The 26765-nt window shown below is 61.5% G+C and carries 25 protein-coding genes; 16 read left to right on the top strand and 9 right to left on the bottom strand.

Annotation, left to right across the window (positions count from 1 at the left end; genetic code table 11):
• Positions 1-50 precede the first annotated feature (50 nt).
• The 3 genes from GA0061102_RS11450 to GA0061102_RS11460 all read left to right on the top strand — a co-directional run bounded on the left by GA0061102_RS11450 (position 51) and on the right by GA0061102_RS11460 (position 2030).
• Positions 51-644, top strand: coding sequence for a F0F1 ATP synthase subunit B (locus GA0061102_RS11450; protein WP_092846962.1), 594 nt, complete (start codon positions 51-53; stop codon positions 642-644).
• 3 nt (positions 645-647) lie between these two features.
• Positions 648-1139, top strand: a complete 492-nt coding sequence (locus GA0061102_RS11455) for a F0F1 ATP synthase subunit B (RefSeq protein WP_092846964.1) — start codon at positions 648-650, stop codon at positions 1137-1139.
• Between the two features lie 126 nt (positions 1140-1265).
• Positions 1266-2030, top strand: a complete 765-nt coding sequence (locus tag GA0061102_RS11460) for a phosphotransferase enzyme family protein (protein WP_092846966.1) — start codon at positions 1266-1268, stop codon at positions 2028-2030.
• Between the two features lie 9 nt (positions 2031-2039).
• Here GA0061102_RS11460 and GA0061102_RS11465 read toward each other — a convergent pair whose 3' ends face one another.
• Positions 2040-2699: a ribonuclease HII gene (locus GA0061102_RS11465; protein ID WP_092847145.1), complete on the bottom strand. Its 660-nt coding sequence runs from the start codon at positions 2697-2699 to the stop codon at positions 2040-2042.
• Positions 2700-2908: 209 nt separating this feature from the next.
• Positions 2909-4066 (bottom strand): PA0069 family radical SAM protein, encoded by a 1158-nt coding sequence (locus GA0061102_RS11470; RefSeq protein WP_092846968.1) that lies wholly within the window; start codon positions 4064-4066, stop codon positions 2909-2911.
• 239 nt (positions 4067-4305) lie between these two features.
• Between GA0061102_RS11470 and GA0061102_RS11475 the strand changes: the two genes are divergently transcribed.
• Together GA0061102_RS11475 and GA0061102_RS11480 are read left to right on the top strand one after the other, a co-directional pair.
• Positions 4306-4824, top strand: coding sequence for a glycosyltransferase family 2 protein (locus GA0061102_RS11475; protein WP_092846970.1), 519 nt, complete (start codon positions 4306-4308; stop codon positions 4822-4824).
• 178 nt (positions 4825-5002) lie between these two features.
• Positions 5003-5317: a hypothetical protein gene (locus GA0061102_RS11480; protein WP_092846972.1), complete on the top strand. Its 315-nt coding sequence runs from the start codon at positions 5003-5005 to the stop codon at positions 5315-5317.
• A gap of 31 nt (positions 5318-5348) precedes the next feature.
• On the opposite strand, the gene moaB is transcribed toward GA0061102_RS11480, so the two are convergent.
• From moaB to GA0061102_RS11500, 4 genes are all read right to left on the bottom strand, one after another.
• The gene (moaB, locus tag GA0061102_RS11485; RefSeq protein WP_092846974.1) at positions 5349-5903 is read right to left on the bottom strand and encodes a molybdenum cofactor biosynthesis protein B; all 555 of its coding nucleotides are present in this window, start codon (positions 5901-5903) and stop codon (positions 5349-5351) included.
• Positions 5903-6817 carry a 4-(cytidine 5'-diphospho)-2-C-methyl-D-erythritol kinase gene (locus GA0061102_RS11490; protein WP_092846976.1) on the bottom strand — a complete coding sequence of 305 codons (915 nt, stop codon included), beginning with the start codon at positions 6815-6817 and terminating at the stop codon, positions 5903-5905. Before GA0061102_RS11490 ends, moaB begins: the two co-directional genes overlap by 1 nt.
• An 8-nt stretch (positions 6818-6825) precedes the next feature.
• A complete protein-coding gene (locus GA0061102_RS11495) occupies positions 6826-8679 on the bottom strand; it encodes a tetratricopeptide repeat protein (protein WP_092847150.1) in 1854 nt (617 codons plus the stop codon).
• Between the two features lie 122 nt (positions 8680-8801).
• Complete coding sequence (locus tag GA0061102_RS11500; RefSeq protein WP_092846978.1) at positions 8802-9818, bottom strand: polyprenyl synthetase family protein; 1017 nt, start codon at positions 9816-9818, stop codon at positions 8802-8804.
• A gap of 108 nt (positions 9819-9926) precedes the next feature.
• Between GA0061102_RS11500 and GA0061102_RS11505 the strand changes: the two genes are divergently transcribed.
• From GA0061102_RS11505 to GA0061102_RS11550, 10 genes are all read left to right on the top strand, one after another.
• Positions 9927-10157: a putative signal transducing protein gene (locus GA0061102_RS11505; RefSeq protein ID WP_092846980.1), complete on the top strand. Its 231-nt coding sequence runs from the start codon at positions 9927-9929 to the stop codon at positions 10155-10157.
• Between the two features lie 8 nt (positions 10158-10165).
• On the top strand, positions 10166-10942 hold the full coding sequence (locus GA0061102_RS11510) for a tRNA1(Val) (adenine(37)-N6)-methyltransferase (protein WP_092846982.1): 777 nt from the start codon (positions 10166-10168) through the stop codon (positions 10940-10942).
• Positions 10943-11049: 107 nt separating this feature from the next.
• Positions 11050-11910, top strand: coding sequence for a S49 family peptidase (locus tag GA0061102_RS11515; RefSeq protein ID WP_092846984.1), 861 nt, complete (start codon positions 11050-11052; stop codon positions 11908-11910).
• A gap of 16 nt (positions 11911-11926) precedes the next feature.
• Positions 11927-12118: a hypothetical protein gene (locus tag GA0061102_RS11520; RefSeq protein WP_092846986.1), complete on the top strand. Its 192-nt coding sequence runs from the start codon at positions 11927-11929 to the stop codon at positions 12116-12118.
• A 125-nt stretch (positions 12119-12243) separates the two neighbouring features.
• Positions 12244-13203: a glycine--tRNA ligase subunit alpha gene (locus tag GA0061102_RS11525; protein WP_092846988.1), complete on the top strand. Its 960-nt coding sequence runs from the start codon at positions 12244-12246 to the stop codon at positions 13201-13203.
• Between the two features lie 195 nt (positions 13204-13398).
• Entirely contained in the window at positions 13399-13950 is a 552-nt protein-coding gene (locus GA0061102_RS11530) for a LemA family protein (protein WP_092846990.1), read from the top strand.
• Between the two features lie 87 nt (positions 13951-14037).
• A complete protein-coding gene (locus GA0061102_RS11535) occupies positions 14038-15294 on the top strand; it encodes a 3-phosphoshikimate 1-carboxyvinyltransferase (protein ID WP_208858641.1) in 1257 nt (418 codons plus the stop codon).
• 90 nt (positions 15295-15384) lie between these two features.
• Positions 15385-17328: a DUF2207 domain-containing protein gene (locus GA0061102_RS11540; RefSeq protein ID WP_092846994.1), complete on the top strand. Its 1944-nt coding sequence runs from the start codon at positions 15385-15387 to the stop codon at positions 17326-17328.
• Positions 17329-17413: 85 nt separating this feature from the next.
• Positions 17414-19528 carry a glycine--tRNA ligase subunit beta gene (glyS, locus tag GA0061102_RS11545; protein ID WP_092846996.1) on the top strand — a complete coding sequence of 705 codons (2115 nt, stop codon included), beginning with the start codon at positions 17414-17416 and terminating at the stop codon, positions 19526-19528.
• 14 nt (positions 19529-19542) lie between these two features.
• Positions 19543-20037, top strand: a complete 495-nt coding sequence (locus tag GA0061102_RS11550; RefSeq protein ID WP_092846998.1) for a 2-thiouracil desulfurase family protein — start codon at positions 19543-19545, stop codon at positions 20035-20037.
• 74 nt (positions 20038-20111) lie between these two features.
• Here GA0061102_RS11550 and GA0061102_RS11555 read toward each other — a convergent pair whose 3' ends face one another.
• From GA0061102_RS11555 to purD, 3 genes are all read right to left on the bottom strand, one after another.
• Positions 20112-21929, bottom strand: a complete 1818-nt coding sequence (locus tag GA0061102_RS11555; RefSeq protein ID WP_092847000.1) for a methyl-accepting chemotaxis protein — start codon at positions 21927-21929, stop codon at positions 20112-20114.
• Between the two features lie 340 nt (positions 21930-22269).
• Complete coding sequence (locus GA0061102_RS11560) at positions 22270-22698, bottom strand: plant virulence effector HPE1-like domain-containing protein (RefSeq protein WP_092847002.1); 429 nt, start codon at positions 22696-22698, stop codon at positions 22270-22272.
• 216 nt (positions 22699-22914) lie between these two features.
• Complete coding sequence (purD, locus tag GA0061102_RS11565; RefSeq protein ID WP_092847004.1) at positions 22915-24183, bottom strand: phosphoribosylamine--glycine ligase; 1269 nt, start codon at positions 24181-24183, stop codon at positions 22915-22917.
• A 247-nt stretch (positions 24184-24430) separates the two neighbouring features.
• Here purD and GA0061102_RS11570 point away from each other — a divergent pair, with 247 nt between their 5' ends.
• Positions 24431-26740, top strand: coding sequence for a Tex family protein (locus GA0061102_RS11570; protein ID WP_092847006.1), 2310 nt, complete (start codon positions 24431-24433; stop codon positions 26738-26740).
• Positions 26741-26765: the final 25 nt, after the last annotated feature.

A 26765-nucleotide genomic window follows, 5' to 3' on the forward strand; every position in this document is an offset into this window, starting at 1 on the left:
CGGGTAGCGAGCCGTGATTCTTTGTATTTGCAGACCACCTGGAGGTGAGCATGTTTGTGACCCCGGCATATGCTGACGAAGCACCGCCGGCCGCCGGTGCGGTGCACACGGCAACGGGTGCGCCGAATGAAGGCCATCACGCCGGCGTTTTCCCGCCGTTCGACCATACGACGTATCCGTCACAGCTGCTTTGGCTGGTGATCACCTTCGTTATCTTCTACGTGGCCATGCAGAAGATCGTCATTCCGCGCGTTGGCAATATTCTGGAGAGCCGGCATGACCGTATCGCCCAGGATATCCAGGAAGCCTCTCATTTGAAGGCTGAGGCCGATGCAGCCGTGGCGACCTACGAAAGCGAATTGGCCGCTGCACGCGCCAAGGCAAATTCAATCGGCGCGACCGCTCGCGATGCTGCCAAGGTAAAGGCTGAGGAAGATCGTAAGACCATCGAAGCAAGCCTTTCCGAAAAGCTCAAGGCCGCTGAAGCTCGCATCGCCGAGATCAAGGCGAAGGCATTTGGCGATGTCGGCGCGATTGCGGAAGAAACGGCTTCGGCCGTTGTCGAGCAGCTCGTTGGCAATGTCGCTGGCAAGGCAGATGTCGCATCGGCCGTTGCTGCAGCATCCGCGAAGCAGGAGGGTTGATCCATGACATTCGGTCTTGACGAAACTTTCTTCGCTTTTGTTGCTCTCATCATCTTCCTTGGCCTGATCGTCTATCTCAAGGTTCCGGGCATGATGGCAAAGTCGCTGGACGACCGCGCCGACCAGATCCGCAACGAACTGGCGGAAGCCAAGCGCCTGCGCGAAGAGGCCCAGCACCTGTTGGCCGAATACCAACGCAAGCGCAAGGAAGCGGAGGCAGAGGCAGCGAATATCGTTGCTGCCGCAGAGCGCGAAGCTGAGATGCTGACGACTGAAGCCCGCAAGAAGACAGAGGAATTCGTCGCCAACCGCACGGCTCTGTCAGAGCAGAAGATCAAGCAGGCTGAAGCCGATGCGATGAAGGCGGTTCGTTCCGCAGCCGTCGATCTGGCGATCGCAGCTGCTGAGACCGTGCTTGCGAAGAAGGCTGATGGAAGCGTTCAATCCGGTCTCTTCAACGACGCAGTCAATGAAGTGAAGACCCGCCTGAACTAAGCGTGCGAGAGATCATGCTTCGAAAGCCCCGCCTCGGCGGGGTTTTTTGTTTTCGCATGCTGCCTTTTGGCGTTTGACGAAGGGGCTTCGCACGCGTAGATCCCGTCATGTGGTTGGGGGCGGTAGATGCAGGCATCGAACGATCTGGGACCATTTCGCGAGGGCGACAGCGTCCTGCGGCCGGTTCGCCCATGGACAGCGAGCATTCACGCTTTGCTGGCCGCCCTGCGGCGGCATGGATTTGCTGCGGCGCTTCTGCCTCAGGGATTTGATGAGGTCTGGGAGAGGGTAGCCTATCTGCCCGGGACGACCGGCGACCTCGACGACAATGAAGAAATGCGCTCCGAACGGGCTCTGCGATCTGCAGCATCGCTCCTTCGGCGTTACCACGATTGCTCCAGGCTGCCTCTGCGCGACCTCGCGGTCGATGGCCTATGGCAATTGCCGGCCCGCGCGCCGGCGGAGGTCATCTGCCACGGGGATTTCGCACCCTACAATGTCGTTTTGAACGATGGCGAGGTGACCGGCATCATCGATTTCGAGACGGCTCATCCTGGCCCGCGATGCTGGGATCTGGCCTATGCCGTCTATCGCTGGGCGCCGTTGTCCTCGGAGAGCCGCGTGGAGGGTCTGAGCAGGCTGGATGATCAGATCCGGCGCGCCCGCATCCTTCTCGATGCCTATGGCTTGCCCGTCGCCGAACGCAGCCTCATGCCGGACACCATCATCGCGCGATTGGAAGCACTGCTGACCTTCATGGAGCAAGAGGCGGCCCGCGGTGTCGAGAGATATCGCCGTGACTTGCAGGACGGGCACGATAACATTTACCGTCTCGACATTGCCTATGTGTCGAAATGGTCGCCGGAGATCATTGCGGGGCTCTGCGAATGAGGCGCTGCCTCAGGCGCTGTCCTTCTTCAGAGGGCGAAAGCTCATGCGATGCAGGGAGCAGGGGCCATGCTGGGCGATGCCGGCGCGATGCCGGGCAGTACCATAGCCGGCATGCGCTGCGAAACCATAATCGGGAAACACAATGCCCGCGCGCGTCATCATCCGGTCGCGCGTCACCTTGGCGACGATCGAAGCGGCGGCGATCGAGAAGGAGCGTGCGTCACCCTTGACCACGGCCTTTCCGGGGCAGGCGAGACCAGCGGGCACATCGAGGCCATCGGTCAGCACATAGCTTGCCGGCATCGCCAGGCTGCAAATCGCACGGCGCATCGCATCGAGGCTTGCTTTGCGGATGTCGGTCCTATCGATGCTGGTGGCGCTTGAGGAGGCGATGGACACCGTCGCCGTTGCGAGAATTTCGGTAAACAGCGCTTCTCGCTTGGCGGCGGTCAGCTGCTTCGAATCGTTTAATCCCTGCGGAATACGGTCGGGATCGAGGATAACCGCCGCTGCCACGACAGGCCCCGCGAGCGGCCCGCGGCCAGCCTCGTCGGCACCGGCAACCGGCCAATGGCCGGCGCGTCGGGCGATCAGCTCCAGCTCGAAGGTCGGAACGATCGGCCCCTCGTCAAAGAGCATGGGAGAATCGGGTGATGTGCGGCGTGGCATGCGGCGAAGCTCGCACACCACCCGATCTCCTGCAAGCCCCCGGTGGATCAGAGCGGCGAACCAGGGGGCTTTTCCGGCGGGTACAGGGAAAACCCGCGAGGAAGGTCAGAGCATGTCGCGCAAAAGCGTGCAGCGGTTTTGCGATGACGACATGCGAGAAATCAAAGACCTAAAGCGCAAGAAGCGAATCTGAAAAATCGCGATGCGCTTTAGAGCAGCGACAGCTGGACGCCGCTGCCGTCGGGCGGCACGAACATGTCGTCGCGCAATGCAATGTTGCGCCTCACAAGCTCGAGCCGCCGCGTCGCCATTTCGAAGCGTCGGCTGATCTGCCAGGCATAGGGTCCGGCACCCTTCATGCGTTTGCCGAATTCGGCATCGTAATCCTTGCCGCCGCGCATCGAGCGGATCAGCGACATGACGTGGCGATAGCGGTCCGGATAGTGCTGCAGCAGCCAGTCGCGAAACAGCGGGCTTACCTCCAGCGGCAGCCGCAGGATCACATAGCTTGCCTCCTGCGCGCCGGCGGCCTTGCCGGCATCGAGGATACGTTCGATCTCATGGTCGTTGAGAGCAGGAATGATCGGCGCCACCATGATCGAGGTTCGGATGCCCGCCTCGTTCAGGGCCTGGATCGCCTCCAGCCGCCGCGGCGGCGTCGCAGCACGCGGTTCCATGGCGCGCGCCAGCTTGCGGTCGAGCGTCGTCACCGACAATCCCACCCGCACCAGGTTCTTGGCAGCCATCTCCTTCAGGATGTCGATATCGCGCATGACCAGCGCCGATTTGGTGACGATGGCAACCGGATGGTTCGCCCTGTTCAGCACCTCGAGAATCTGGCGCATGATCCGCCATTCCTTCTCGATCGGCTGATAGGGGTCCGTATTGGTGCCGATGGCGATGACGCGCGGCTTGTAGCCGGGCTTTGCCAACTCGCGTTCCAACAGCTTCGCCGCATCCGGCTTGGCAAATAGCTTCGATTCGAAATCGAGCCCCGCAGACAGGCCCATATAGGCATGCGTCGGCCGCGCGAAGCAGTAGATGCAGCCATGCTCGCAGCCGCGATAAGGGTTGATGGATCGGTCGAAAGGAATATCGGGCGATTCGTTGCGCGTGATTGCGGTGCGCGGCTTTTCCACCTGCACCTCGGTCTTGAACGGCGGGAGCTCCTCCCAGTTTTGCCAGCCGTCGTCGATGGCTTCGCGCTGCTGCGGTTCGAACCGGCCGCTCGGATTCAATCCGGCGCCGCGCCCGCGTCGGCGTTCGGCCTCGACCCTGAGGCCGGCATCGGCGATCAAGGCGTTGGCAACGTCTGCCGTATTGGCAGGCGCAAATGCGGCCTGCCCTGCAAGGGACTGCTCGTTCATCGGTAGCTCCAGGGCGATTCATGCCATTGCATGCCGCGTCTAAGATGATTAAATTCCTATCCGACAAACGAGAACATTGCAAGAACAAAATCTCGAACCAAGCGGCTGCGGCGCAACATCCTCCGAGATTTAAGGTGGCCGTGGAGGCGCTTCATATCCGTCCATAAGCCCTCGCTCAAACAGTCGGGGTGACGGCTTATACGCTGGCAATAAATTGTGCGTCGCTCTATAAATGGGCAATGTTGACGGTAATCATCGAATGCCAGGATCACGAACCCGAGCTGGCGCAGACATTGGCGGCATTGGTGGCAGGCGCGGTCGAGGGGCTGGTCAGCGATGTGGTCGTGCTCGATCACGGCAGCAGCGACGGCACGTCGCAGGTCGCGGATGCAGCGGGATGTCGCTTCCATTCGCAATGGGATATCGAGGACATATTGCGTTCGGCGCGTGGCGAATGGCTGCTGCTGGTCGAGCCGGGCGCGCGGCCGCAGGCGGGCTGGATCGATGAGATCGCCGAATATGTCTCTCTGAACAAGGTCCCGGCGCGATTCACCGCTTCACGAGGCTATCGCCGGCCCCTCCTGCAGAGAATCGGCCGCAGCACTCCGCCGCTGGAACTCGGCCTGTTGCTTTCCAAACATCAGGCTATCTCCGTCGCCAGAAGCGGCATGCGGCTGGCGGAGTTCGCCAAGGGACAGAAGGGACGGCGGCTTTCAAGCGAGCTCATTCCCTCCTGGGTGGCGCGCGCGGCACGGTAAGGCGCCTTGCCCGATCCGAGATTTCATTTGAAAAGTTACAAATAGCTGCGATAATTCTTCTGTGGCGGCACCTTTCGCGTGTCGCGTCAGGCAACCGACCATGAAATGCCGATATGCGGCGGAATAGGTCAGCAAAACACTCCTTGTCTGCCGGGATACCGGCGAAAGGAGGTGCGTCATGAAACGCACGATGCTCACACGCCTCGCGGCAATGGTCCTTGTAGCAACAGCAATCCTTTACCCCGGCGTAGCCGCTTCCCAGGCGATACTCGCTTGCGCCAAGCGTGTCGATATCGTTGTCTTCCTCAGAGACCACCTCTCGGAACGGCTTTCGGCCGTCGGTAAGCTCGATCCCAACACGATCGTTGAAATCTATGCTGCCGATAGTGGCAACTGGACGCTGATGCTCAGCGACGCTTCCGGCCGTAGCTGCATCATCCTCAGCGGCGAGGGCTGGGAATCAATTCCTGTTTTGCCGGGGGAGAAGGCATAGCGTCCTGGTAAGCATTGCGAACCAGCGAGGCCTACTTGGGGCCGGCGCCGCGCCTCAGATGCTCGTCAAGGCGCGGCATGATCTCAACAAAATTGCAGGGCATGTGGCGATAGTCGAGCTGCGCCTTGAGGATGCCGTCCCAGGCATCCTTGCAAGCGCCGGGGGAGCCCGGCAGCACGAAGATGAAGGTGGCGTTGGCGACGCCGCCGGTTGCCCGCGACTGGATCGTCGCCGTGCCGATCTTGTCGTAGGAGATGCGATGAAAAACCTCGGAAAAGCCGTCCATGCGTTTTTCGAACAGAGGCTCCAGCGCCTCGGGCGTGACATCGCGGCCGGTAAAGCCCGTCCCGCCGGTGGTGATTACGACGTCGATGGCATCGTCCTTCGTCCAGGCTTCCACCTGCGCGCGGATGCGCTCCTTGTCGTCGGAAACGATGGCGCGGGCGGCAAGCCTGTGGCCGGCGTCCGCGATGCGCGCAACCAGCGTGTCGCCGGATTTGTCGTCGGCCAGCGTGCGCGTATCGGAAACGGTCAGCACGGCGATGCCGACGGGAATGAAGGATCTTTCACTGACTGAACCTGCCATCATACGTCTCCCGCAATCGTCTCCGTCACCTGGAAATACCAGTCCGGCTTCAGTCCGTGAAGCGAAGCGGCCGCTTCCTTTGCCTGTTCGACGTCAACGAAGATGCCGAAGCATGTCGCGCCGGAGCCCGACATGCGCGTCACGATCGGAGACTGGCTTTCGATCAGGCCGGAAAGCACCGAAATCTCGCCGCAGATCGAGCGCGCCGGTGGTTCGAGGTCGTTGCGCAGGTTTCGGATCGTGTCGATCCATTCGCCGTATCCCTGCGGCATCTGCGATGGAAACAGCAATGGTGGATTGTCCTTGCGGACCAGCTGACGGAAGACCTCCGGCGTGGAGACGCCGACGAGCGGATTGCCGAGAACAATGGCAAAAGAGGGAAATGCCGGCAGCAACTCGATCGCCTCGCCGATTCCGCGCGCTATCAACGGCTGGCTGGCAAGGCACATCGGCACATCGGCGCCAAGTTTCAAGGCGATGGCGTTGATCTTCTCTTCCGGCAAGACGAAGCGCCAGAGCCGCATCAGCCCGCGCAACGTCGCGGCCGCATCCGCCGAGCCGCCGCCGATGCCCGAGGCGATCGGCAGGTTCTTTTCCAGATGGATATGGGCAGCGGGCGCATCGAAGCCGGACGCGTGAGCTGCCTGTCGCAGAAGATCGCGCGCTTTGAGCACGAGATTGTCGCCAGCCTCGGCGTCGGCGGAAAGAAGCGGGCCGAAGCGTCCGGATAGACTGAATTCATCATGCTCGTCTGCGCGAAAGCCAAGGCGGTCGCCGTGACGGGTAAAGCTCACCAGCATGTCGAGCAAATGATAGCCGTCGGCGCGGCGACCGGTGACATGCAGCGCAAGATTGATCTTTGCGGGCGCCTCCTCCGTGAGGTCGAATTCGCCCGTTGCCAAGATCGCGTTCATGAGAAGTTTTAGGACTTCTTGTCGACCGGAGCCGGCGCTTTCGAATCAGGCGCGGGAGCCGGCACCGGATCGGGCTGCTTGCTCTTGTCGACGGTCTTCGGGTCGGTGTCGAGCGCAGGCAGGCCCTTCTCGATCTTTTCCTTGATCTTCGGGATCTCGGCTTCTTCCGGCTTCGAGGCCAAGGCCCGGTTCCACTGGTAAACGGCTTCCAGCTTGCGGTTGACGCGCCAGTAGGCATCGCCGAGGTGGTCGTTGATCGTGGGGTCGCCGGCCTTGAGCTGCGCTGCTCGCTCCAGCTCGTTCACCGCGTCGTCGAAGCGGTTGAGACGGAAATAGGCCCAGCCGAGCGAATCGACGATGTAGCCGTCATCCGGCTTCAGATCGACGGCCTTGCGGATCATGTCGAGACCCTGGTCGAGGTTCATGTTCATGTCGACCCAGGAATAGCCGAGATAGTTCAGCACCTGCGGCTGATCCGGGTTCAGCTCGAGGGCCTTCTTGAAGTTTGGCTCGGCCTCGGGCCACTTCTTCAGCCGCTCGTAGGCGATGCCGCGCTGGAAGAACACGGCCCAGTCGCTGCGCCTCGGCGCGGGGCCGATGATCTGCACGGCCTTGTCGTAGTTCTCGGCCATGGCCTGGAAGTCCTTGGCATCGGAAAGGACGCTGCCATAGGCGAGATAGCTGCGGACATCGTTGGGATCGGAATCGATCAGCGCCTTCAGATGCTTGCGCGCATCGTCGACCTTGCCGGATTGGGCGAGCGCAAGGCCGAGCTGAAGCTCGGAGATGCGGGCCATCGGCGAATTGTCCGGCACTTTCTTGTAGAAGGCGATGGCGCGATCGGTCTGTTCCTGCTTTTCGGCCAGCCCGCCGAGCAGAACCAGCGTATCGGCAGCCTTCGGGTCCAGCGAATTGGCAATCTGCAGGTAGAGCGAGACGACATCTTCGGCGCCGTCGCGGTTCAGCGCCGCGCCGATGCTAAAGAGCACTGCGGCTGCCCCTTCGCTGGCGTTGGTCACCTGCTGGTCGGGCGTATCGCCCTTGCTGATGCTCGCACGGAGCGCATTGAGCGGCGCATAATTGCTGACGAGATTGTCGCCGACCGAAATCGCGTCGAGGGCCTTCTGCTTGTCGCCGGCCTTGGCTTCAAGGCGTGCGAGCGCCATGACGGCGCGCATGAAGGTGTCCGGAGCGGTGGCGCCGCCGGTCTTATCGAGGACCGCGTCGTTCAGGTGCGAGCGCGCCGATTTATTATCGCCGATCGTCAGGGCGATGGCGGCGGCATGATAGTTCTTGAAGATGTTGAACCAGTCAGGGCCCTTCATCTTGTCGACCATCGAGATCGCTTCCTTGCCGCGGCCGGCGCCGGCGCGGGCCCAGGCCGAAAGCAGGTTGGTCATCATCCGGTCGAGATCGTTCGGACCGTTATATTTCAGGATGTCCTGCGCTGCCCGGTATTCGTGGCGGCGAATGGCGTCCATGCCGCGCACGATCGTGGTGACGCGCTCGACGGAGGGATCGCTTTTCAGCTCGTTGGCGTATTTGACGCCCTCCTCGAGATTGCCGTTCAAAAGCAGCGAGATCATCAGCCGCTGACGAATTTCCGGATTGCCCGGGTCGATCATCAGCGCCTTCTTGTAGAGCGCGATGGCAGTATCGTAGTCGTGATCGACATCGGCCGTGCGGGCAGCCAGGAAAGCCCCTGCGAAAGTATCGACACTATCCGGATCGAAGGCAACCGGGGCGCTGACCTCCGGCTTTGCCGGCTTGTCCTCAGCCCGCGCGACACTCAGGGCGGACACCGAAAGGACCGCCGCCAAGGCTACGCCCGAGAGGAAACGGATGGCAAGTCTTTGCCGCATTAGAAAGCCTTTCATCGAGGGACGGCCAGCGAAGTCGCCGGCGGCATAACGCATTCGTGTCAACTGATTCACAACAGGATGGCTTTTTTGAAGCGGCCCTGCAACAAATTCGGGCGCCGCTATCAATTAACGCGTTCGATGCAGAAATCGATCACTTCCAGAAGTGCCGATTTCCAGGGCGTTTCCGGCAATGGTGCCAAGGCGTCGCGGGCGATGGTGCCGTAGTGGACGGCACGGGCTATCGTGTCGGCCAGCGCGCCGTATTTCGTGATCAGCCCGAGGGCCTTTTCGAGATTCTCGTCGCTGTTGTTGCCGGATTCGATGGCGTCGCGCCAGAAGGCGCGCTCCTTCTCGGTGCCGCGGCGATAGGCGAGGATCACCGGAAGCGTGATCTTGCCTTCGCGGAAATCGTCGCCGACATTCTTGCCAAGATCGGCAGCCTTGCCGCCGTAATCGAGCGCATCGTCGACGAGCTGGAAGGCGAGGCCGAGATTGGTGCCGTAGGATTTCAGCGCATTGCGCTCGGCTTTGCCGGCATTGGCGACGATCGGGCCGACCTCGGCCGCGGCGGCAAAAAGCGCTGCGGTCTTGGCGCGAATGACCGAGAGATAATCGTCCTCAGTCGTTTCCATGTTCTTGGAAACCGAGAGCTGAAGCACCTCGCCCTCGGCGATGACGCAGGCGGCCGACGACAATACGTCGAGCGCTTCGAGCGAGCCGACTTCCACCATCATGCGGAAGGCCTGGCCGAGCAGGAAGTCGCCGACCAGAACGCTTGCCTGGTTGCCCCAGATCATGCGGGCGGTGGACCTGCCGCGACGCAGATCGCTTTCATCGACCACATCGTCATGTAGCAGCGTAGCCGTGTGCAGGAATTCGACAGATGTCGCGAGTTTGATATGATTGTCGCCCTGATAGCCGTAAAGTGCGGCGGAAGCGATAGTCAGCATCGGCCGCAGGCGCTTGCCGCCGGAGGAGATGAGATGCTCCGCAACCTCGGGGATCATCTGCACATCGGAGCCGGCCTTCGACAGGATGAGCTGATTGACGCGTTCCATGTCCGCCTTGGTCAGATCCACCAATGGCTTGATGGATGCCAGTTTATTCTTGCTTTCTTCCAGCGGTATCACGACGCCCAACGATCCGGACTCCTGTTCATTTTCTGCAAAGCACAATAAGAAGGGGCGAAACAAGCGGCAAGAGGCGAAATGTCTCGTCGCATAAATTTGACAGGAATTCTAAGGCTTATGCACGAGCTGATCCGCACCAACGACCCGGTCATCCTCTCATTTGCGGAGAGTCTGATGAAGGATGCTGGGATTCACTGCTTCGTTGCGGATCAGGCCATGAGCATCCTTGAGGGCTCGCTCGGCATGCTGCCGCGCCGTTTTCTGGTGGAAGAAGCGCGCGCTGATCAGGCGCGGCGTATCCTCATCGATGCCGGTCTCGGCGACGAGTTGCGCCCGGCGAAGACTTGAGATCCGCCATGGTCGTCAGCCCCTCCGAAACGATAGATGCCTTCCATCGCGGCGCCTTCCATGTCGTCCAGCCGAAGGGCAGGGGGCATCGTTCGGGCATGGATGCCATGCTGCTCGCAGCGCTCGTGGCGGACGAGCGCACGATCAGGGTCGCCGATCTCGGCGCGGGAGCAGGGGCGGCTGGAATGGCAGTAGCGTCCAGGCTCGCTCGTGCGGAGGTCGTACTTTTCGAACGTTCGCCCGATATGGCTGAGTTCGCCCGCAAAAGTCTTTTGCTGTCGGAAAATGCCCGTTTCGCCGAGCGTGTCTCAGTTATCGAGGCCGACGTGACGCTGACCGGCAAGGATCGCAACGAGGCGGGCCTGGTCGACGACAGCTTCCATCACGTCATCATGAACCCGCCTTTCAACGACGCCAGCGACCGGCTGACGCCCGATGCGCTGAAGGCCGAGGCGCATGCCATGACCGAGGGGCTGTTCGAGCGCTGGATACGCACGGCGGGCGCCATCATGATCCCCGGCGGCCAGCTTTCGCTGATTGCACGACCGGAATCGATCGGCGAGATCATCGCCGCCTGCGGCCGACGCTTCGGCGGTATCGAGATTACATCGATCCATCCGCGCGAAGGCGAAAATGCGGTGCGCATTCTGGTGACGGCGATCAAGGGGTCGAGGGCGAGATTGGTGCTGCGCGCGCCGTTGACGATGCACGGCGAAGGAACGCATAAATTCACCGATTTCGTCGATGACATGAACAATGGCCGCGCCCCATATCCGCGCCGATAGCGTCCTGCCCACATAAATCCAGACGTGAAATGCGATCCGCAATGTTGCGTTTGCCGTTTCCATGCATACATCACGGAGCAGCAAATATCATGATTCAGGGATGACGAATGGTTGGGTTCTTGAGACGTATGCTTCCGAAGCGCTTCCGCAAGGAACGAGTGATCGTACCCGTCGTTCGTCTGAGCGGCGTCATCTCGTCCGGCGGCGGCCCGCTGCGACAATCGCTGAATCTGGCGGGCGTATCCCAGGCGCTTGAAAAGGCCTTCGAGATAAAGGCCGCGCCAGCCGTTGCCATCGTCGTCAACTCGCCGGGGGGCTCTCCGGTGCAGTCCCGGATGATCTACAATCGCATTCGCGATCTTGCCGCCGAGAAAAAGAAGAAGGTTCTGGTCTTCGTCGAGGATGTCGCTGCATCCGGCGGCTATATGATTGCACTGGCAGGCGATGAGATCATTGCCGACGCCACCTCCATTGTCGGTTCGATCGGCGTCGTCTCCGGCGGCTTCGGTTTTCCGGAACTGTTGAAGAAGATTGGCGTCGAGCGCCGCGTCTATACCGCTGGCGAGAACAAGGTGATTCTCGATCCGTTCAAGCCGGAGAAAGAGAAGGACATTGAATATCTGAAGAGCCTGCAGCTCGAGATCCACAAGGTCTTCATCGACATGGTGCGCGAACGTCGGGCGGGAAAGCTGACATCGGACGAAACCGTGTTCTCCGGTCTGTTCTGGACGGGCGGACGCGGGCTGGAGCTCGGCCTAATCGATGGCCTCGGCGATATGCGTCAGGAATTGAGGAAGCGTTTCGGCGACAAGGTCAAGCTTACGCTGGTCACCACCCCTCGCAGCCTTTTCGGCCGCAAGGCTCCGGGCATTTCGCTTGGCGGCATGGACGGTCTCGGCGCCGGTCTTGCGTCCGGGCTTGCGGAAGCGGCAGAGGAAAAGGCATTGTGGGGAAGGTACGGATTGTAATCGGGAGCGCTGGGTAATGCCCCAGATCATCTTCTTCATCATCGCCGTCGGCGGCATCTGGTTCTTGTATCGGCGCTTCGTGCGCGATGCCCAAAAGCTCGCCGAAAAATCCCGCCGCGCCGAAACGGAACGCCGCACCGGTGCCATGGGAACGCTGGTTAAGGATCCGAAGACCGGCGAGTATCATGTGAAGCGCGACGACGAGTGAGCATTTGCAGCCGCCGCGGGGCGGACAACGGCTAGGCGACAGTTTGCGCGCCGAAGTCTTGACCCTTTCGTCCCGCCGTGGCACCTGTCCGCCAAACAACTCGCTAGCAGAAGAAATCAGCTCTCATGACTGCCAACGTGCCCGACCATATGAACCCGAAGCGCTCCTTTCAGGCGCTGATTCTGACGCTGCACAATTACTGGGCCGACAAGGGTTGCGCGGTTCTGCAGCCCTACGACATGGAAGTCGGCGCCGGCACGTTCCATCCCGCGACCACGCTGCGTGCGCTGGGTCCGAAGCCTTGGCGAGCCGCCTATGTCCAGCCGTCCCGCCGCCCATCCGATGGCCGCTATGGCGAGAACCCGAACCGCCTGCAGCACTATTATCAGTATCAGGTCATCCTGAAGCCCAATCCGCCGAACCTGCAGGAGCTTTATCTTGGTTCGCTGAAGGCGATCGGTCTCGATCCGCTTCTGCACGATATCCGCTTCGTCGAGGACGACTGGGAAAGCCCGACGCTCGGCGCATGGGGCCTCGGCTGGGAATGCTGGTGCGACGGCATGGAAGTCTCGCAGTTCACCTATTTCCAGCAGGTCTGCGGCATCGAATGCGCGCCGGTCGCCGGCGAGCTGACCTATGGTCTGGAGCGTCTGGCGACTTACGTTCAGGGTGTCGACAGCGTCTACGATCTGAACTTCAACGGCCTCGAAGGCGAAGACAAGATCACCTACGGCGATGTCTTCCTGCAGGCCGAGCAGGAATATTCCAGGCATAATTTCGAATATGCCAATACCGAGATGCTGCATCGCCATTTCATCGATGCCGAGAAGGAATGCCTGGCCTTGCTGGCAGCCGGCGCCCCCGGCGACAGCGATAACCGGCGCCTGCACAAGTGCGTCTTCCCGGCCTACGACCAGTGCATCAAGGCGAGCCACGTCTTCAACCTGCTCGACGCCCGCGGCGTCATTTCGGTGACGGAACGCCAGAGCTACATCCTGCGCGTGCGCACGCTGGCCAAGGCCTGCGGCGAGGCCTTCTTGCTGACGGATGCCGGCGGCATCAACTGGAACCAGCAGGCCGCCTGAGTCTGAAATGCGGCCGAAGAGGGCGGCGTGTTCGCGCTCCCTAAAGCCATGATGATGTCTGGCAATTCCGGCACGGCTTTCCCCGGGATTGGGCTAAGCTGGCCTGATCTTGCTTCTGTTGTCGCTAAAGCCGGGTGACATTGCCGGCAAATCTGCCTAGTGTCCCCATGGTTGCAGTCGCCATGGGGATTCGAGATGTTTATTCTTCTAGCGATTATAGTGCTGGCCGCGCTCTATGTCGTCTTCATCTATAACGGGCTCGTTCGCGCACGCCAGGTCGCGGAAGAAGCGTGGTCCGGTATCGACGTGCAGCTGAAGCGTCGCGCCGATCTCATTCCCAATCTGGTAGAGACCGTCAAAGGCTATGCCGGCCATGAGAACAAGACGCTGGTCGAGGTCACACAGGCGCGGGCTGCCGCCCAGGCTGTGCCCGCTGGCGACGTTGCCGGTCGCGCCGCCGCCGAGGGCATTCTCAGCCAGGCGCTCGGTCGTCTGATGGTCGTGTCCGAAGCCTATCCGGACCTGAAGGCCAACACGGGCTTCGTCGAGCTGCAGCAATCGCTGGAGACGACCGAAAACGAGATCCAGATGTCGCGCCGTTACTACAACGGTGCCGCACGCGATCTGAACGTCAAGGTCGAGACCTTCCCCAACAATCTCATCGCCGGCCCCTTCGGCTTCGTCAAGAAAGCCTATTTCGAGATCACCAACGAAGCGGATCGCGCCGTTCCCGCGGTAAAGTTCTGAGATTTCCGCTATCGGTTTTTCATGCAAGGCGGTAAAGGATGCCGACCGCCGGCCATCGGCCGTTTTCCTGACTGACCAAAGAGAATGATGATGGGTAGAGCCAAACTCACGATTATCCCGCCGGGCAAGCCTTTGACCGGGCGCGCCATGCCGCCGGGATCGAAGTCGATCACCAACCGCGCGCTCCTGCTGGCAGGCCTCGCCAAGGGCACGAGCCGCCTGACCGGCGCGCTGAAGAGCGACGATACCCGCTATATGGCCGAAGCGCTGCGCGCCATGGGCGTTGTCATCGACGAACCCGACGACACGACCTTCATCGTGACCGGCAGCGGCAAGCTGAAGGCGCCTGCGGCTCCTCTCTTTCTCGGCAATGCCGGAACGGCGACACGCTTCCTGACGGCGGCTGCAGCACTGGTAGACGGCAAAGTCATCGTCGATGGCGATGAGCACATGCGCAAGCGGCCGATCGGCCCGCTCGTTGACGCGCTGCGCTCGCTCGGCATCGATGCTTCGGCTGAAACCGGCTGCCCGCCTGTGACCGTTAACGGCACCGGCCGTTTCGAGGCAAGCCGCGTGCAGATCGATGGCGGCCTCTCCAGCCAGTATGTTTCGGCGCTGCTGATGATGGCTGCCGGCGGCGACCGCGCTGTCGATGTCGAGCTGCTCGGCGAGCATATCGGCGCCCTGGGTTACATCGATCTGACGGTTGCGGCAATGCGTGCTTTCGGCGCCAAGGTCGAGCGCGTGAGCCCAGTCGCCTGGCGCGTCGAGCCCACCGGCTATCATGCCGCTGATTTCCTGATCGAGCCGGATGCCTCTGCCGCGACCTATCTCTGGGCTGCTGAAGTGCTGAGCGGCGGCAAGATCGATCTTGGCACCCCGGCCGAACAGTTCTCGCAGCCGGATGCGAAAGCTTATGATCTGATTTCGAAGTTCCCGCATCTTCCGGCCGTCATCGACGGCTCGCAGATGCAGGATGCCATCCCGACGCTTGCCGTCCTTGCCGCTTTCAACGAAACGCCGGTACGCTTCGTCGGCATCGAGAACCTGCGCGTCAAGGAATGCGATCGTATCCGCGCACTGTCGAGCGGCCTGTCGCGCATTGTTCCGAACCTCGGCACGGAAGAGGGCGATGATCTGATCGTCGCTTCCGATCCGAGCTTGGCCGGCAAGATCCTGCCGGCCGAGATCGATAGCTTCGCCGACCATCGCATCGCCATGAGCTTTGCCCTTGCCGGCCTGAAGATCGGCGGCATCACCATTCTCGATCCCGATTGCGTTGCCAAGACCTTCCCGGCCTATTGGGATGTGCTGGCGTCGCTCGGCGTCGCCTACGAAGACTGACGTTCTGCCATCCCAAAGAGGGGCGGGGCGCGGAAGCATCTTGACGTGAAGCGGCGCCCGCAACGGCGCCGCGTATCTCTTGGGGGAGTGATGACACGGCTTTGCGGGTTCTTCCTGGCCTTGTGCCTGCTGCTTTGCGCAACGGCGGTAACTGCGGCCGAGATCATCACCAATTTCGATCAGGCGATCGCCCTGCACCGCGACGGTTCCATGCGGGTGGTCGAGACGATCTCCGTGAATGCCGAAGGACGTGATATCCGTCGCGGCATCTTCCGCGATTTCCCGCTGACAATGACCGATGCCAACGGCCGTCAGATCCTGGTGGATTTCAAGGTCGTCTCCGTCGAACGCGACGGCCAGCCGGAGGATTGGCGCACCGAGCGCATCAGCGGCGGCGAGCGCATCTATATCGGCAACGCCGATCGTGTCCTGAACCCAGGCCCGCATACGTTCCGCATTACCTATGACACCAATCGTCAGATGCGCTATTTCGACGATCATGACGAGCTTTACTGGAACGTGACAGGCAATGGCTGGCTGTTCCCGATCATGAATGCCAAGGCTTTGGTCACATTGCCCGATGGCGTGCAGCCGCAACAACTTGCCTTTTTTACCGGCCCACTCGGCGCGCAAGGTAAGAATGCTAACGCCAGCACTCAGCGTAATACGGCCACCTTCGTCACAACCCGCCCGCTTGATCGTGCCGAAGGCCTGACGATCGCCATCAAGCTTGCCAAGGGAGCGATCGCGCCGCCGAGCGGCAGCCAGCAATGGAGCTGGTTTCTCCGGGATCATCTCGACACGAGCATTGCCATCGGCGGGTTGATCGTATTGTTCGTCTATTACCTGCGAAGCTGGATTGCGGTCGGCCGTGATCCTTCGCCCGGCGTCATGGTTCCGCGCTGGGATCCGCCCGAAGGCATTTCCCCGGCGCTGGTCAACTATATCGACAATAAAGGCTTCGCCAGCTCGAGCTGGACGGCGTTTTCGGCAACGGCAATCGATCTTGCCGTGCGCGGCTATGTCATTCTCGATGACCTGAAGGGAAAGGTGGTCATCCGCCCCACGGGCAAGGCGGGTAGCGATCTGGGCGGCGGTGACAAGGTGCTGATGCAGGCCGTTGGTCCATTCTCGCCGCTTGTCATCGACAGGGAAAACGGCGAGGCGGTGCAGCAACTCGGCTCGAAGTTCCGCAGCGCCATCGAGCGCGATCATCGCGGCGAATATTACAAGGCCAATTCAATTTATGTCATCGCCGGCATCGCGCTATCGGTTCTCATCCTGGCCTCCATCGTCATATTCGGCCGCCTGCACGAGAATGCGTTGCCGCTCATCTTCGTACCTGGATTTCTGTCGATATTCGTCACGATTTTCGCGAGTTCGATTGGCCGCAGGTTCCGCAGGCACAGCGCCAGCCTCGCACAGCGCATTTTTTCCGTGCTGGTCTTTGCCTTCTTCGGCTTCGTTTTTGTCTCGATTGCCGTTAGCGGCTTTGCCGCGGCCGTCATGCCGCTATGGGAAGCGGGCTTGTTGCCGCTGGTGGCCGGCATCGTCGGCATTTTCGCGCTCAACGTCGTCTTCTATTTCCTGATGGGTGCGCCGACGCCGCTCGGGCGCAAGATGATGGATGGCATCGCCGGCCTCAGGCAATATCTGACGCTCGCCGAACGCGACCGTATGAACATGCAGGGCGCTCCGCAGATGTCGCCGCAGCATTTCGAAAAGCTGCTGCCCTATGCGGTCGCGCTCGGCGTCGAAAAGCCCTGGTCGAGCGCCTTCGAGACATGGCTCGCGACGGCTGCCGGTGCGACTGCGGCCGCTGCCTATGCGCCGATCTGGTATTCGGGCGATTTCCGCCCGGGCAGCATCGGCGGAACGATCGGTGATTTCTCTTCCTCAATGGCCTCCACCATCGCCTCGACGATTCCCGCGCCCGTCTCGAGTTCCTCCTCGGCCTTCTCAGGTGGTGGGGGTGGCGGCGGTGGCGGTTCCTCCGGAGGCGGTGGCGGAGGTGGCGGCGGCGGCGGATGGTAAATTCGCCTTTTGCCTTGGTGACTTTTGCCGCCGGGCTTGCTAAGTCCGCCCGGATCATTTCCGCCTCAAGGTAAAGACAGCTCCCATGCCCGATCTCCTGCTCGAACTCCGCTCCGAGGAAATTCCCGCCCGTATGCAGCGCAAGGCTGCCGGCGACCTGAAGAAGCTGGTGACCGATGCTCTGGTCGAAGCAGGCCTTTCCTATGAAGGTGCCAGGGAATACTGGACGCCCCGGCGGCTGACGCTCGATATCCGCGGCCTGACGGCGCGCTCGGCTGACGTACTCGAGGAGCGCAAGGGTCCGCGCACCGATGCCAACGAGAAGGCGATCGAAGGCTTCCTGCGCGGCGCCGGCCTTTCCTCCATCTCCGAAGCGCAGGTGCAGAGCGACCCGAAGAAGGGTGATTTCTACGTTGCGATCATTTCCAAGCCCGGCCGCGCCGCGGAAGAAATCGTCGCCGCCGTGATGCCTGATATCGTAAGAAATTTCCCCTGGCCGAAATCCATGCGCTGGGGCAAGGCATCGGCCAAACCCGGCTCGCTGCGCTGGGTGCGCCCGCTGCAGTCGATCGTCTGCACCTTCGGCACCGAACATGAAGAGACCGTCGTCATCCCCTTCGAGATCGATGGCATCGTCGCTTCCAACGTGACCTACGGTCATCGTTTCCATGCGCCTGATGCGATCACGGTCAAGCGCTTCGATGACTACGTATCGAGCCTGGAAAAGGCCAACGTCATCCTCGATGCCGAGCGCCGCAAGGACATCATCCTGCACGACGCCCGCGATGTCGCCTTTGCCAATGGCCTGGAACTGGTCGAGGACGAAGGCTTGCTGGAAGAGGTGTCCGGCCTGGTCGAGTGGCCGCAGGTGCTGATGGGTTCCTTCGAGGAAGACTATCTCTCGATCCCCTCGGAAATTATCCGCCTCACCATCAAGACCAATCAGAAGTGTTTCGTCACCCGCCCGCAGGTGGGAGAAACCCTGTCCAACCGCTTCATTCTCGTCTCCAACATCCAGGCGACGGATGGCGGCAAGGAGATCATCCACGGCAACGGCAAGGTCGTGCGTGCCCGCCTGTCCGACGCGCTGCATTTCTGGAAGCGCGACCAGGGCGATCTGCCCGATCTCGAAACGCTTGAAGCCTCTGCTGCGAAATTCGGTCTCGACCTGAAGAAACCGCTCGATCAGCGCATGGCCAAGCTCGACGCACTGAACGTCACGTTCCATGCCAAGCTCGGCAGCCAGGGCGAGCGTGTTGCCCGCATTCGTGCGCTGGCCGCTGACCTCGCCAAGATCACCGGCGCCGATGCCGCTCTGGTCGACCGCGCCGTCGTGCTGGCCAAGGCAGATCTGCGCACCGAAGCCGTCGGCGAATTTCCCGAGCTTCAGGGCCTCATGGGCCGCAAATATGCGGTGCTGCAGGGCGAGAATGCCTCGGTCGCCGCTGCGATCGAAGATCACTACAAGCCGCAGGGCCCTTCCGACCGCGTTCCCGAAGACAAGGTCGCGATCACAGTCGCGCTTGCCGACAAGCTGGATACGCTCGTCGGCTTCTGGGCAATCGACGAGAAGCCGACAGGCTCGAAGGATCCTTACGCGCTGCGCCGCGCCGCCCTCGGCGTCGTTCGTATCCTCTTGGAGCGGGGCGTGCGCCTGCCACTGCTGGCAACCACCAAGGACGCCGATCTGCTGGCGTTCTTCCATGATCGCCTCAAGGTCTACCTGCGCGATCTCGGCGCCCGCCATGACCTCATCGACGCCGTGCTGACACCGGTGACCGACGATCTGCTGATGGTCGCCCGTCGCGTCGAGGCGCTGACCGCCTTCATCACGTCAGAGGACGGCAAGAACCTGCTCGCCGGCACCAAGCGTGCCACGCAGCTTCTGGCAGCCGAGGAGAAGAAGGGCACCGTTGTCGCTGACAGCGTTTCGGAAGCGCTGCTGAAGCTTGATGCCGAAAAGGATCTCTTCGCCGCCGTCAAGGCCGCCTCCGCCGAGGCATCCGATGCGATCGCCAAGGAAGATTTCCGCTCGGCCATGGCAGCCCTTTCGAAGTTGCGCGCGCCGGTCGATCGCTTCTTCGAAGACGTGCTCGTCAACGATGAAGACGCCGCTATCCGCGCCAACCGCCTGGCGCTGCTGCGTCTGATCCGCGAGGCAACCAGCACGGTCGCCGACTTCTCGAAGATTGCGGGATAAGATATGGGGGCGCGATGACCGGAAAGATCCTCGTCAGCGCCTGCCTCATGGGCCACGCCGTCCGCTATGACGGCCGTTCCAAGCCGCTCATCCATCCGGCGATCGATTGCTGGCGTGAGGAGGGGCGGCTGGTGACGATCTGTCCGGAAATGTCTGCGGGCATGGCCGTTCCGAGGCCGCCGGCCGAAATCGCAGACGGCGCCACCGGCGAGGATGTGCTTGCCGGCACTGCGCGGGTGATGGAGATCACCGGCGGTGATGTCACGGCGGAATTTCGTCAGGCGGCTGAAAATGCTCTGGCGCTCGCACAGGATACCGGCTGCCGCTATGCCCTGCTGATAGACGGCAGCCCATCCTGCGGCTCTGGCTTCATCTATGACGGAAGTTTTTTCGGTGGCCGGCAGAGCGGCCGGGGCGTCACCGCGGCGCGGCTGCAGCAGGCCGGTATCGAGGTCTATTCCGATCGCGAGATCGAAAAATTGGTCGAGCTGCTGAAGGCGGCAGACTGAAGCAGCCAATTAAAGCTCAAAAGAAAACCGCCGGACGCAAGCCCGGCGGTTTCTCATTTTCTGACCTATGCTGCTCAGGCGGCGCGGCGGCGGTGATCCATGGCCGGGTGGCCGTCGTTGACACGGAAGCCGCGGATGAGTGCGAGCAGATCTTCCGTATCGGCGGCGAGCGTCTCGGCCGAGGCCGTCGTTTCTTCAGCCATGGCGGCGTTCTGCTGCGTGGCGGCATCGAGCTGGTTCATCGAAGACGAGATCGAGCGCAGCGTCGTATCCTGCTCGGAGGCGCTGTGGGCGATCTTCGAGACGATCTCGTTGGCAGCCTTGATCTGGTCGGAGATGCGCTTCAGCGCTTCGCCTGCCTCGCCGACAAGGCGGACGCCCTGGTCGACCTGGCCGGAGGAACGGGCGATCTGGTCTTTGATTTCCTTGGCGGCCGCCGCGGAACGCTGAGCCAGTTCGCGCACTTCCTGGGCGACGACGGCAAAGCCCTTGCCGGATTCGCCGGCGCGGGCGGCTTCGACGCCGGCGTTCAGAGCCAGAAGGTTGGTCTGGAAGGCGATCTCGTCGATGACGCCGATGATCTTGCCGATCTCCGCCGAGGACTTCTCGATGCCGCTCATCGCTTCGATTGCCTGGGCAACCACGGCGTCGCTGCGCGATGCTTCGGTGCTGACGGTGTGAACGCGCTTGCTGGCCTCATGCGCGCCTTCCGCGGTCTGACGGACGGCGACCGTGAGCTCGTCGAGGGCCGCCGAGGTCTCTTCCAGGCTGGCGGCCTGACGCTCGGTGCGCTGCGACAGCTCGTTGGAGGCGCGACGGATTTCTTCCTTGCTGAGGCCGATGTCGTTGCCCTTGGCGTTGACCCGCCCCATCGCGGCTTCCAGATGCGACAGCGCCTCGTTGAAGTTGTTGCGAAGGCCGGCATAGCTGGCGCCGAGATCGCCGCAACGCACCGTCAGGTCGCCGCGCGCGAGATCTTCGAGCGCCTTGCCGATAACGGAGACGACGCGCGCCTGTTCGCGGGCTTCGTCCTGCTGCTGGCGCAGGTTCTGTTCGCGCTCGCTGCTGATTTCGAGCTCCTGCGCCGCCTGGCGGTCGGCCAGGATGTGGCGTTCGCGGATCTTTTCCTGCAGCGCCTGGGTCGCCTTGGCCATCAGGCCGATCTCGTTGCGCATCTCGACATGCGGGATTGTGATCTTCACGTCTTCGTCGGCCACGGCCTTGAGGGCTGCGTGGACGTCGGCGAGTGGCCGGGCGATGCCACGGATGCAATAGAGAGACGCGCTGATGCCGACGAGGAAAACAAGTCCGCAGATCAGCAGGGCACGCCACATCGTCGTGTTGATCTGCTCCTGCAGGTCATCCATGTAGACGCCGCAGCCAAGCACGATCTGCCAGGGAGCGAAGGCGCCGGAATAGCTGCCCTTCAGGAAGAACTCGCTTTCGGGGCGGCCAGGCTTGTTCCAGTAATAGATCGTGCGGCCACCGCCCTTGATGGCCTTTTCGACCATTTCCTTGCTGAAATGCGTGCCGTTCTTGTCGACCTGCGAGGACATGTCCTTGCCGATATTGACGGGGCTTGGGTGAATGCGCTGGATGACATTGAAATCGAAGCCGAAGAAGTAGCCTGCCGGCGCGAAGCTGACATGCGACAACACCTTGAAGGCCTCGGCCTGAGCGGCCTCATGCGTCATCTCGCCGGATTTTTCGCGCTGATAATATTGGTTCAAAACAGAGATGCCGGATTCGACCTGCGTGCGCAGCATGTCGAAGCGGTCGTCGTAAATGGTATCGGCTTGAGACCGGATCTGGAAATAGGTGGCCACCGCGAAGGCAGCCATCAGCAGGCCGAGCAGGGCGAATAGTTGATGTGCGATCTTGAGATTCTTCAATAGTGCCTCCACAGGTAATTGAATACCGGTGCGGTATCCTACCGCCTGTGCGATCGCCTGAGAGAGTCCCAATACGCTTGCCGCTGCTTCAAATGACATGCTGCTGTCCGGTGGACAACAAAGTCGCTGTTTATGTCTAATAAAGCTTTAATAGCAGGGGTTCGATTGTATTTCGCAAGAGATGAAACCAGGGATATGCTCTCGCTGATGTCAGTAATACATAGTTAGATTTGAGAATATTATCCACAAATCTATCATATTTTCGAAAATTCGAATATTAGCGAAGTTTGTTTTGAGATACTGCTGCGCGGCGGCTGATCCGTCGACCTAAGAGTCGCAATTATTGGCGAAGCTGGAAGGCGGAGAGATCGAGCGGCGCCGGCTCGGGAGCTGTTGCCACTTCCGTCAAGGATGCGGTCTTTGCTGTCACGTCGATGCCGTCGGAAGAGGTGCCGGCCGCAGCCAGGGCTTCCGGAGTAGGCTTGCTGACGAACATGACCGGAGAGCCACCCATCCAGGCTTCAGTGCGCACGACCCTTTTTTCGCCGTCGATATTGCGGATGACAACCGTCTGAGTGCCGGGTGCCAGCGTCGGAACATTATATTCCTTTTCCACCATTTGCGGCTTGAGGGGAGGGCAGTCGGCGCAATTCTTGGCGACGATGCTGCCCTTGCCGCCGATCATCTTGCCGTCGACCGGCTGGATCGACGAGGCCATGGCGGAGCCGCCGGCCAGCACGCATGCCAAGGTCAGGAAGAAGGAACGCATCACCAACAACTCCGTCCGAAGCATGTCGCGCAAAACTGTGCAGCGGTTTTGCGATAACGACATGCGTAAAATCAAAGAGCTAAAGCGCAAGAAGCGAATCTGAAAATCGCGATGCGCTTTAGATTGATGGAGACATTAGCGAAGCTTTGTTTCCATACCGTCAGGAGATTAGGTAAAAATTTAATGGACTTTCAGTGACCGGATCGGCTCGGTAGTTTACGCTTCGCGCTCGACCGCGCGCCAGCCGATGTCATTGCGATAAAAGCCGTTTTCCCATTCCACCTCGCCGGCAAGGGCATAGGCGCGCTTCTGCGCTTCGCCGACCGTCTTGCCTGTCGCGGTAATGTTGAGAACGCGGCCGCCAGTCGCGATCAGTGCGCCGTCCTTCAAGGCTGTTCCGGCATGAAACACCTTGGCTCCCTCGCCATCGGCCGGTAGCGCTGCGATCGGCGTGTTCTTGGCATAGGAGCCGGGATAGCCCTTCGAGGCCATGACCACGGTCAGAGCGACATCGTCGCTCCATTCGGCGGCCACCTGATCGAGCGTACCGTTGGCGCAGGCGAAGAGTAGCGGCAGCAGATCGCTCTTCAGCCGCATCATCAGCACCTGGCATTCGGGATCGCCGAAGCGGACATTGTATTCGATCAACTCGGGGCCCTTGGCGGTGATCATCAAGCCCGCGAAGAAGACGCCGGAGAAGGGATGGCCGCTTTCCGCCATGCCGCGCATCGTCGGCTCGATGATCTCCTTCATGGTGCGCTCGACCATGTCAGGGGTCATGACCGGGGCGGGGGAGTAGGCGCCCATGCCGCCGGTGTTCGGTCCGGTATCGCCGTCGCCGACGCGCTTGTGGTCCTGGGCGGTTGCCAGCGCCAGCGCATGCTTGCCGTCGCAGAGGCAGAAGAAGCTTGCCTCTTCGCCGTCCAGATAGGCTTCGATGACGACTTCCGCGCCGGCCTCGCCGAATGCCCCTTCGAAGCAATCGTCGATGGCCGCCAATGCTTCGTCGACCGTCATGGCCACCGTCACGCCCTTGCCGGCAGCAAGTCCGTCGGCTTTGACCACGATCGGCGCACCCTGCGCACGGACATAGGCTTTCGCCTTCGGCGCGTTGTTGAAGCGCTGATAGGCTCCCGTCGGGATGTCATAGCGTGCGCAGATATCCTTGGTGAAACCCTTGGAGCCCTCGAGCTGGGCTGCCGCTGCCGAAGGGCCGAAGACGGCAATGTCTGCGGCGCGCAGTGCATCGGTGATGCCAGCGACCAAGGGTGCTTCCGGTCCGACGACGACGAAATCGATGGCCTTCTCCTTGCAGAAGGCGACGACGGCATCGTGATTGTCGATATCGAGTGACGCAAGCGTCGCATGCTCGGCAATGCCCGGATTGCCGGGTGCGGCATAGAATTCCGTCATGAGAGGCGATTGCGCCAGTTTCCAGGCCAGTGCGTGCTCGCGTCCGCCCGATCCGATCAACAGAACTCTCATGGCTTGCCCTTTCGTTGCATCCCTTTGCGCGGTTAAGCGGGCTTGGGCCAAAGGTCAAGCATCAAATCCTGTGGAGGTTTGGCGACCAACATTGCCACGCCTTTTTCTATCGCTAAAGCGGGTATGGTTTTGGACGCGAGATCTCCCCTTCCATGCGGGATCGGCATGATCGGCGTCGAAAACTGTTTCTTATACCAACGGGATCGTGCTTATGGTCCCCTCACGATTGTCCAGTTCAGAGAGTCACATGGCCGCCGATATCCGTTCCCTTGCTGCCACCATCGCCGCCGAGATCAATGCCCGCCCGGATCAGGCCAAATCCGCCATCGAGCTTCTCGACGAAGGCGCGACCGTGCCGTTCATCGCCCGCTACCGCAAGGAAGTCACCGGCGGCCTCGATGACACACAGCTTCGCACGCTGGCCGAACGGCTCGTCTATCTGCGCGAACTGGAAGCCCGCCGCGCCGCCATCATCGAATCCATCACCGGCCAGGGCAAGATGACCGACGAGCTGATGCGCAAGGTCGCAACCGTCGCCACCAAGGCCGAGCTGGAAGATCTCTATCTGCCCTACAAGCCGAAGCGCCGCACCCGCGCCGAGATCGCGAGGGAGCGTGGGCTCGGCCCGCTCGCCGACACGATCCTCGCCGATCGCTCGAAAGAGCCCGCCGTTCTCGCCGAAGGCTTCATCACAGCCGAAGTTACGGATGTGAAGACGGCGCTCGAGGGCGCGCGCGACATTGTCGCCGAAGGCATTGCCGAAAATGCCGACCTGCTCGGCAAGCTGCGCGGCTATATGAAGACGAACGCCACCCTCAAAGCCGCCGTCGTCGACGGCAAGCAGGAAGCCGGCGCAAAATTCTCCGACTATTTCGCGCATCAGGAGCGCTGGGCAACGGCCCCTGGCCATCGTGCACTCGCCATGCTGCGCGGCTGGAACGAAGAGTTCCTGACGTTGAATATCGAAGTCGATGTGGACGCCGTTTCGCCGAACAAGCCGGTCGAGCGAATGATCACCACCGCCTATGAAATCGGCTCGAACCGGCCCGGCGATCGCTGGCTCATGGACGTCGCCAGCTGGACATGGCGCGTGAAGCTCTCCATGTCGCTGTCGCTCGATCTGATGCGTGAGCTGCGCGAGCGCGCCGAAGAAGAGGCGATCCATGTTTTCGCCCGCAATCTGAAGGATCTGCTGCTGGCCGCGCCAGCCGGCTCGCGTGCCACCATGGGTCTCGACCCAGGCATCCGCACCGGCGTCAAGGTGGCTGTCGTCGACGGCACCGGCAAACTCCTGGAAACGACGACGGTCTACCCTTTCCCGCCGAGGAACGACGTGCGCGGTACGCAGGCGACTTTGGCGGCCCTTGTCCGCAAGCACAATGTCGAGCTGATCTCCATCGGCAACGGTACCGGCAGCCGCGAGACGGAAAAGCTGGTGGCCGACATGCTCGCTGATCTGCCGGCGCCGAAGCCGACCAAGGTTATCGTCTCGGAGGCAGGCGCTTCCGTCTATTCCGCCTCGGAAACGGCAGCGCTGGAATTCCCCGGCCTCGATGTCTCGCTGCGCGGCGCCGTCTCCATCGCCCGCCGCCTGCAGGATCCGCTGGCTGAGCTGGTGAAGATCGAGCCGAAGTCGATCGGCGTCGGCCAGTATCAGCATGACGTGGATCAGCAGAAGCTGTCCCGCTCGCTGGATGCGGTTGTCGAAGATGCGGTGAACGCTGTCGGCGTCGATCTGAACACGGCCTCGGCGCCGCTGCTTGCCCGAGTCTCGGGCCTCGGTCCCTCGATCGCCGAGGCGATCGTCAAGCATCGTGACGGCGAAGGGGCATTCGAAACCCGTCGCGATCTGTTGAAGGTCGCCCGTCTCGGCCAGCGCACCTTCGAGCAATGCGCCGGCTTCCTGCGCATCCCCAATGGCAAGGAGCCGCTGGATGCTTCCTCCGTGCATCCGGAAGCCTATGGCGTCGCCAAGAAGATCGTCGCCGCCTGCGGCCGCGATCTGCGGACCCTGATGGGCGATACTGCTGTCCTGAAGGCTGTCGACCCGAGGCAGTTCATCGATGACAAGTTCGGCCTGCCCACCGTGCGCGACATCATCGCCGAGCTGGAAAAGCCCGGCCGCGACCCCCGTCCGAGCTTCAAGACCGCGACCTTCGCCGAAGGCGTCAACGAGATCAGCGACCTCAAGCTTGGCATGCTGCTGGAGGGAACGGTTACCAATGTCGCTGCCTTTGGCGCCTTCGTCGACATTGGCGTCCATCAGGACGGTTTGGTGCATGTCTCGCAACTGGCCGACCGCTTCGTGAAGGATCCGCATGAGGTCGTGAAGGCCGGCGATGTGGTGAAGGTGAGGGTGGTCGAGGTCGACGTGAAGCGGAAGCGAATCGCCCTCTCCATGCGCAAAGATGGCGGCACTGTGGCGGCCCCCTCCGGGCGTGAGTCGCGCGAGCAAGGCGGCGCTCGCAACGCTGGCGTTAGGAGCAACACCCGTCCAAAGACCGAGGAACGGGGTAGTTTTGGTGCCGCCTTGGCGGACGCATTCAAACGAAAATAAGGACTTAGCGAGAGATTATGCAAGA

Origin of the sequence: Martinezella miluonensis, assembly GCF_900094545.1 — a bacterium.
Lineage (GTDB): Bacteria > Pseudomonadota > Alphaproteobacteria > Rhizobiales > Rhizobiaceae > Rhizobium > Rhizobium miluonense.

Bases quoted from the DNA above. Each gene is read 5' to 3' on its own strand.
- GA0061102_RS11450 (WP_092846962.1), top strand. From the start codon at position 51: ATGTTTGTGACCCCGGCATATGCTGACGAAGCACCGCCGGCCGCCGGT.
- GA0061102_RS11455 (WP_092846964.1), top strand. From the start codon at position 648: ATGACATTCGGTCTTGACGAAACTTTCTTCGCTTTTGTTGCTCTCATC.
- GA0061102_RS11460 (WP_092846966.1), top strand. From the start codon at position 1,266: ATGCAGGCATCGAACGATCTGGGACCATTTCGCGAGGGCGACAGCGTC.
- GA0061102_RS11465 (WP_092847145.1), bottom strand. From the start codon at position 2,699: ATGCCACGCCGCACATCACCCGATTCTCCCATGCTCTTTGACGAGGGG.
- GA0061102_RS11470 (WP_092846968.1), bottom strand. From the start codon at position 4,066: ATGAACGAGCAGTCCCTTGCAGGGCAGGCCGCATTTGCGCCTGCCAAT.
- GA0061102_RS11475 (WP_092846970.1), top strand. From the start codon at position 4,306: ATGTTGACGGTAATCATCGAATGCCAGGATCACGAACCCGAGCTGGCG.
- GA0061102_RS11480 (WP_092846972.1), top strand. From the start codon at position 5,003: ATGAAACGCACGATGCTCACACGCCTCGCGGCAATGGTCCTTGTAGCA.
- moaB (WP_092846974.1), bottom strand. From the start codon at position 5,903: ATGGCAGGTTCAGTCAGTGAAAGATCCTTCATTCCCGTCGGCATCGCC.
- GA0061102_RS11490 (WP_092846976.1), bottom strand. From the start codon at position 6,817: ATGAACGCGATCTTGGCAACGGGCGAATTCGACCTCACGGAGGAGGCG.
- GA0061102_RS11495 (WP_092847150.1), bottom strand. From the start codon at position 8,679: ATGCGGCAAAGACTTGCCATCCGTTTCCTCTCGGGCGTAGCCTTGGCG.
- GA0061102_RS11505 (WP_092846980.1), top strand. From the start codon at position 9,927: ATGCACGAGCTGATCCGCACCAACGACCCGGTCATCCTCTCATTTGCG.
- GA0061102_RS11510 (WP_092846982.1), top strand. From the start codon at position 10,166: ATGGTCGTCAGCCCCTCCGAAACGATAGATGCCTTCCATCGCGGCGCC.
- GA0061102_RS11515 (WP_092846984.1), top strand. From the start codon at position 11,050: ATGGTTGGGTTCTTGAGACGTATGCTTCCGAAGCGCTTCCGCAAGGAA.
- GA0061102_RS11520 (WP_092846986.1), top strand. From the start codon at position 11,927: ATGCCCCAGATCATCTTCTTCATCATCGCCGTCGGCGGCATCTGGTTC.
- GA0061102_RS11525 (WP_092846988.1), top strand. From the start codon at position 12,244: ATGACTGCCAACGTGCCCGACCATATGAACCCGAAGCGCTCCTTTCAG.
- GA0061102_RS11530 (WP_092846990.1), top strand. From the start codon at position 13,399: ATGTTTATTCTTCTAGCGATTATAGTGCTGGCCGCGCTCTATGTCGTC.
- GA0061102_RS11535 (WP_208858641.1), top strand. From the start codon at position 14,038: ATGATGGGTAGAGCCAAACTCACGATTATCCCGCCGGGCAAGCCTTTG.
- GA0061102_RS11540 (WP_092846994.1), top strand. From the start codon at position 15,385: ATGACACGGCTTTGCGGGTTCTTCCTGGCCTTGTGCCTGCTGCTTTGC.
- glyS (WP_092846996.1), top strand. From the start codon at position 17,414: ATGCCCGATCTCCTGCTCGAACTCCGCTCCGAGGAAATTCCCGCCCGT.
- GA0061102_RS11550 (WP_092846998.1), top strand. From the start codon at position 19,543: ATGACCGGAAAGATCCTCGTCAGCGCCTGCCTCATGGGCCACGCCGTC.
- GA0061102_RS11560 (WP_092847002.1), bottom strand. From the start codon at position 22,698: ATGCGTTCCTTCTTCCTGACCTTGGCATGCGTGCTGGCCGGCGGCTCC.
- purD (WP_092847004.1), bottom strand. From the start codon at position 24,183: ATGAGAGTTCTGTTGATCGGATCGGGCGGACGCGAGCACGCACTGGCC.
- GA0061102_RS11570 (WP_092847006.1), top strand. From the start codon at position 24,431: ATGGCCGCCGATATCCGTTCCCTTGCTGCCACCATCGCCGCCGAGATC.